The sequence below is a fragment of the Comamonas suwonensis genome (genome assembly GCF_012844455.2).
GTDB classification, from domain to species: domain Bacteria; phylum Pseudomonadota; class Gammaproteobacteria; order Burkholderiales; family Burkholderiaceae_C; genus Comamonas; species Comamonas suwonensis.
This window is the reverse complement of the sequence record NZ_JABBCQ020000041.1, coordinates 1-5,244: the sequence shown is the minus strand read 5'-3', so window position 1 is coordinate 5,244 and position 5,244 is coordinate 1. Positions and strand designations below refer to the sequence as shown.

Below are 5,244 nucleotides of genomic sequence, written 5' to 3'. Positions count from 1 at the left end.
AAAATGCACGACGCTGGCATTTGGCGCAGTGCCGAGCTGGAACAGTTCGAGCAGCAGGAAGCACAGGCCCGGCAGAAGCTGGAAAGCCTTAATCCTCAGGTACTGCGGGCGCAGCATCAGGAAAAAGTTGCCAGAGAAATTGCGCGTGGCAATGTGCGATGGGAGCAAGCCCCAGCGCTGGACAAAGTGGCCGAGCTGGAGCACATCGAGCAGAAAAAAATGGCGCAGGAGCGTGCTGCACGGGCCAAAGATCAGGCCATCGGCAAAGTGCTTGCGGACTTCAAAACGAACGCGATCCAGCGGGAAACCAAGTCATTGGGGTTTGGAGACGCTGGCCAGCGCTGGAACGCCTTGCCAGAGCCGATACGTCAGTCCATCGAGGGCTACAACGCGCTGGGCAAAGAGGCTAGACAGCTGGCCTTAGAGAAGATAGGTGCGAGCCTGAAGGGCAATCCAAAGGCGTTGGAGAGGCTTGAGCAGGGGCTTGCGCAAGGCAAATCAAATGACCGCGATCGTGGCTTTGAGCGCTAGAGCCTCGCGGGGGCGGGCGCCCTCAATTTGATCCTCAAATTGAGGGCGCCTAATTTCTTCAAGGAGAGAGACGATTTTAAGAAACCTTCTTTCGCTCCTAATTCCCGCTGAGGATGTCCACCCATGAAAGTGAGATCGCGATTGCGCAGCAAATCCAAGCGGCTCGTGGACTTTTCCACTTTAGGAAAATCCAAGAAATTAGCATTACCCCGATTCCAATACCAATAGCAGAAAAAATGTTCGAACCTGGAGTTCGATAGACCGTACCTTTGTAAGTCTCCACTGCCATTCCATGGATGAGGCCAACTATGAAGATAAGCAACAGTGTTTTTTTTGAGTCGTTAAGTTTCATAGTCCGGAGCAATTTTCATAAATTTTCACAGTGAATTATTCTTTAGGCTGTGATGGGGCGGGAGTGATCATAGCTCCCGATAAAACTGACGCTTATCGAGCCTAGAAAAAAGCGCCTCAAAAGTCGCTTTCTAGTCCCTGCATTAAGGCGCTAGCTGGCCGTGTTTGCTGGTATGTCTAGCACGCTCTATGCTTAAACAACACTCACTGAACACACGATAGAGCAACCTATGAACGACTTTTGGAACAAAGCAAATCTAAGTTTTTCGGGGCAAGATAGAAGTGATTACAACAGTTGGCGAAATGATCTTTACGAACTAGCAGAGAAGCTCAGGGATGCTACTCATGGTCTTCCTGAGGATGATCCTCGCTTCAGCAATGTCTGCAAGAAAGCGGAGCATATGTTCAGCACCATCTCTCAGATGCCGACCTTGGAACGCTAAAAGCTTCCCGCTACTGATCGATCCTAGAAAAAAGCGCCTTAAAAGGCGCTTTTTTACTTGCCAACTCGTTTCCTGGCGGGCGCTTTGCTTGCCGGCTTAGTCGCCACTGCTTTGGCTGCTGACAGAAGCGCTTTCTTGGGCGTTGCCTTGGGCTTTGGAGCGGCTACTTTTGGGACGACCTTGGTCGCAGAGGGTGCGGTCCTTTTCCGTGGTGCAGCCTTCGGAGTCGGCGCGGCCAACAGCCTGGACTGCTGCTCGATGAGGGTCAGCAGCCGGTTTTTTTCCTCAACGACCTGGTGCTCACGCGACTTCAGCTCAGAGATTCGTTCCTTGGCCATGGCCAGTTCAGCAGCCTTCAGCTCAAGCTGTGCCCGAAGTTTTTCTAGCTCGATCTGGTATGCAACGCTTGGAACTGTCTCACTTTTGTGAGTCAGTCTCGTTCTGTCGCTGACTGTCTTGGGTTCCGCGACAGGTGACTGTAGCTCTCCAAAAACTCTAAGCAATTCCGCAACGTCGATCTGCTTCTGGCCGTCACGGTCAACGGTGGCGCTTACCCGGCCATCCTTGATGTGTCGGAACATTGTTTGCCGGCTGACGCCGGCTCGTTCTGCAGCCTGTCTCACAGTTAAGTACGTCATTGTCTCAACCTGTCGCGTAAAGTAAAGCCGAGACTGTATCGCGTCAGCTCGCAGGAAACATGGACGCTGAAATTATGGCTTTGATCCCATCTGCTCTATTGAGCCAAAAAAGGCACTTTGGAGGTAAGGCTCCTTGTAGGATGACTTCTTAACGAAAAATCGTGGTGGCTCGATTGCAAGGAAAGACTTGCTCAATGGCATTGCAATGGAATCGGGTATTCCATGTAAAGCCAAACTTTACGTAAAATTGATCAAAAATGATTAGAAGTTTTGTCCACAAAGGGCTTGAACGGTTCTTCAAAACAGGTTCAAAAGCGGGGATACAAGCAGCCCATGAGAGTCGCTTGAGGAGGCAGCTAGCCGCCTTGAACAGCGCAAAAAAGCCAAGCGACATGGGTGTACCTGGATGGGGTCTTCACCCTCTTGGCGGGGACAAAGAGGGCTTCTGGTCTGTAACGGTCAATGGAAATTGGCGAGTGACATTCAAATTTGATGGCCAAGACGCTGAGGTCGTTGGCTATGAGGACTACCACTAAGAAAGAAAGGTTGAGAGATGACTCAAATGTTCAACCCCCCCCATCCTGGAGAGATCTTGAGTGACTGGATCGAGGGCATCAGGATCATGGATTTTGCAGAAGCGATTGGTGTGACCCGTGTCACCTTGTCTCGCATTCTCAATGGACACGCGTCGGTAACCCCCGACATCGCTATTCGTCTAGAGGAAGCTCTTGGAACGAGTAGAGAAATGTGGACCGGGCTACAGAGCAGCTTTGATCTTTGGAAAGAAGCTCAAAAGCCGAACCGCGTTCATGTTGTGCCTGTTCGTAGACCTGAAATCGGTGTTTTGGAGCTGGTCGGCGCATGATGTAGCGTGCTACGATACGCAGCAATGGCATCGGATCGTGATGCAGAGGGGTCAGAACAGACCCCAGAAAGCGAAAACCCCCGGAGGTGCAATTCCGAGGGTTCTCTAGCAAGACGATCCACACACGGGAATGGATGCTGCGTTAGGGCAATTCTATCCAAACATTGAGTGACCGGCACAAGCCAATGTCACTCGTGTTGTCGGAATCCTCACAAACCCCATTCCGCACCCTTTGGACTTATGCGTCCCGAGGTCACGCGCGCTTCACGACTTGCTTCGCGTGACCATGGCTCGGTTCGGTTCAAAGGCGCCAGCGATGCGATGAATGGGAACCCCGGAAAACATCGACCCAAAGCGAAAGCAGGACGGGCCGGGGGTGGAGGCAAATCCATGAACCTGTGACTGTGCAGCTTTGTCGCTTGCACAGGCCCTTAAGTGACCGACCGACCGACCGACGGCGAAAGGCTCAGGGCAAAGCTCCAAACTCGTTTGCAACGGGTTGGGGATAGCTTTGCCCATCGCTCCCTCCCTCCCTCCCTCCAGCGAAGCTGTCAGGGGCCTTTAAGAAGTGAAGTCGGGGCTTTGGGCCATGAGGAAAAAGAAAAAATGGGATTTCAAAAAAGCCCAGCTGCCTGAGGCTTGCCGGAGGCAAACGCAAGGTAGCCCGCCCCTGCGAGGCTCAGGGGTTGGTTTGTGCGCTGTCTTGCTTGAGTTGAGGGAGTTCAAACAGGGCACGGTCATCGTCACGTGTTAGCGCGGCGTCGAGCATGGCCAAGAGCTTGTCTTTGGGCCATGTGCCGCTTTCAACTTTAGCCAAGATCACAGCACCGACAAGCACCTTGCGCCGGGTGTCTGCTGCACGCTTGGCTTTGGTCTCTATGGCTCTTTTACGGGCCTCGATCTGCTGCTTTTTCGCTTTGGCTTGTTTGAGCTTTTGCTCCAGTGTTGTGATGGTGTCGTCGATGCCTGCCATTGTTGCTCCGTCTAGTGTTAGCTCTGTGTATTCTAGGCCGTCGTTTTGAGGCGTGAGATCAGCTATTCCTACAGCGTAGAATGCATAGCAACACTCACCCGGAACTTCAGTGAAGGGCGCACTTAGGAGTTACTGCGTAACTCGTGCGCCACTGCGTGGGGCCAAATCCAAAATTCAGCGCCATGGCGATCTACCACCTCAGCGTTAAAGCCGTTTCCCGTTCCGCTGGTCGCAGTGCGACAGCGGCGGCGGCTTATCGTGCTGGGTGCAAGATCACCGACGAGCGCACAGGAGAAATGCACGACTACACCCGTAAAGGTGGTGTCGAAAGCGCTGACATCGTTTTGCCAGACGGTGCGGCCTCATGGGCCACCGACCGATCCAAGCTATGGAATGCGGCGGAGCTGGCCGAAAAGCGCAAGGACGCTTGTGTCGCCCGTGAGTTTGAAGTGGCCTTGCCCGAGGAGCTTTCTTCGGTAGAACGGCGGCGCTTGGCCCTGGACTTCGCCAAGGACATGGCGAACCGCGAGGGATGCGCTGTCGATGTGGCCATCCACGCACCGGGCAAAGAGGGCGACAGCCGCAACCACCACGCCCACATCCTGCGCACGACGCGCAAGGTGGAAACGGATGGACTGGGGGCAAAGCTGGACACAGAAAAGGCCGGACGCAAACGTGCAGATGACCTTGAAGCTGTGCGCTCCCGGTGGGCGCAAATGACGAATGAGCGGCTGCGTGAAAACGGCATTGATGCCGTGGTGGACCATCGCAGTCTGGAAGCGCAAGGCATCGACCGGGCGCCGACCAAGCACCTGGGGCCAACGGCCACGGCCATCGAGCGGCGAACCCAGGAGCCAAGCCGCAAGCGGCTGGATCACATGCAGGAGGTCAGCGACCGGCTGCAGCGTGCCCATGAGGCTGGGGAGTTGGCACGCCAGAGTGCCCAGCTCGATGGCTTCATTCTCGATTTGTCTGGCAACTTGGCTGCGGCCAAAGCCGCCCGGGCCAAAGCATTGGGACGACCCCAAATCGACCCGCGCAGCTACTACCACCCTGACCGTGTTGCCGCCAGGAAAGCCGCGGAGCAGGAGGCCGAGCAAGCAGCTGCATTGGAGGCTCAAAAAGCCGCAGCAAGGGCCGCAAAGCCAGAGCCTGCCAGTTCCCCTGTGCTAGTGCCTATTCGCCCGCCACAGGCCCTAAAAAGCCCCTCTGTGGCCGAAAAAGAGCGACTCGAAGGCTTGTCTCTTGCGGATCTGCGTGCAGAGATTGCCAGGCTGCGGCCGCCGAGTGTGGATCTGGCAGTCGAGAGCCGCCAGGCGGTGCGCCAGGTGCGGCAGCAAACGCGCGACCTGGTAGCGCTCCAAGACGCGGCCAAAGCCGAAGAAAAACGAGCCGACCAGGCACAGCAGCGCTGGCGTGATGAGCACCCCACAAAAGCCAAAA

Annotated in this window: 6 protein-coding genes and 1 pseudogene; 5 read left to right on the top strand and 2 right to left on the bottom strand. The window is 55.1% G+C overall.

Features of this window, described 5'->3' with window-relative positions; all coding sequences use genetic code 11:
- A pseudogene (locus tag HF327_RS21650) lies at positions 1 to 531 on the top strand (MobQ family relaxase); the annotation flags it as partial.
- Positions 532 to 1,112: 581 nt separating this feature from the next.
- Positions 1,113 to 1,325, top strand: a complete 213-nt coding sequence (locus tag HF327_RS21645) for a hypothetical protein (protein WP_198462413.1) — start codon at positions 1,113 to 1,115, stop codon at positions 1,323 to 1,325.
- 53 nt (positions 1,326 to 1,378) lie between these two features.
- On the opposite strand, the gene HF327_RS21640 is transcribed toward HF327_RS21645, so the two are convergent.
- Positions 1,379 to 1,906 (bottom strand): hypothetical protein, encoded by a 528-nt coding sequence (locus HF327_RS21640; RefSeq protein ID WP_198462412.1) that lies wholly within the window; start codon positions 1,904 to 1,906, stop codon positions 1,379 to 1,381.
- Between the two features lie 314 nt (positions 1,907 to 2,220).
- Between HF327_RS21640 and HF327_RS21635 the strand changes: the two genes are divergently transcribed.
- Positions 2,221 to 2,499, top strand: coding sequence for a type II toxin-antitoxin system RelE/ParE family toxin (locus tag HF327_RS21635; RefSeq protein WP_198462411.1), 279 nt, complete (start codon positions 2,221 to 2,223; stop codon positions 2,497 to 2,499).
- Between the two features lie 17 nt (positions 2,500 to 2,516).
- Positions 2,517 to 2,828 carry a HigA family addiction module antitoxin gene (locus HF327_RS21630; RefSeq protein ID WP_198462410.1) on the top strand — a complete coding sequence of 104 codons (312 nt, stop codon included), beginning with the start codon at positions 2,517 to 2,519 and terminating at the stop codon, positions 2,826 to 2,828.
- Between the two features lie 679 nt (positions 2,829 to 3,507).
- Here the strand turns inward: HF327_RS21630 and HF327_RS21625 are convergent.
- On the bottom strand, positions 3,508 to 3,801 hold the full coding sequence (locus HF327_RS21625; protein WP_198462409.1) for a mobilization protein: 294 nt from the start codon (positions 3,799 to 3,801) through the stop codon (positions 3,508 to 3,510).
- 182 nt (positions 3,802 to 3,983) lie between these two features.
- Here HF327_RS21625 and mobQ point away from each other — a divergent pair.
- Positions 3,984 to 5,244, top strand: a 1,261-nt coding sequence (gene mobQ / locus HF327_RS21620) for a MobQ family relaxase (protein WP_198462408.1), incomplete at its 3' end; no start/stop codon positions are given.

Coding starts and splice junctions, on each gene's coding strand:
- HF327_RS21645 (WP_198462413.1), top strand. CDS start 1,113: ATGAACGACTTTTGGAACAAAGCAAATCTAAGTTTTTCGGGGCAAGAT.
- HF327_RS21640 (WP_198462412.1), bottom strand. CDS start 1,906: ATGTTCCGACACATCAAGGATGGCCGGGTAAGCGCCACCGTTGACCGT.
- HF327_RS21635 (WP_198462411.1), top strand. CDS start 2,221: ATGATTAGAAGTTTTGTCCACAAAGGGCTTGAACGGTTCTTCAAAACA.
- HF327_RS21630 (WP_198462410.1), top strand. CDS start 2,517: ATGACTCAAATGTTCAACCCCCCCCATCCTGGAGAGATCTTGAGTGAC.
- HF327_RS21625 (WP_198462409.1), bottom strand. CDS start 3,801: ATGGCAGGCATCGACGACACCATCACAACACTGGAGCAAAAGCTCAAA.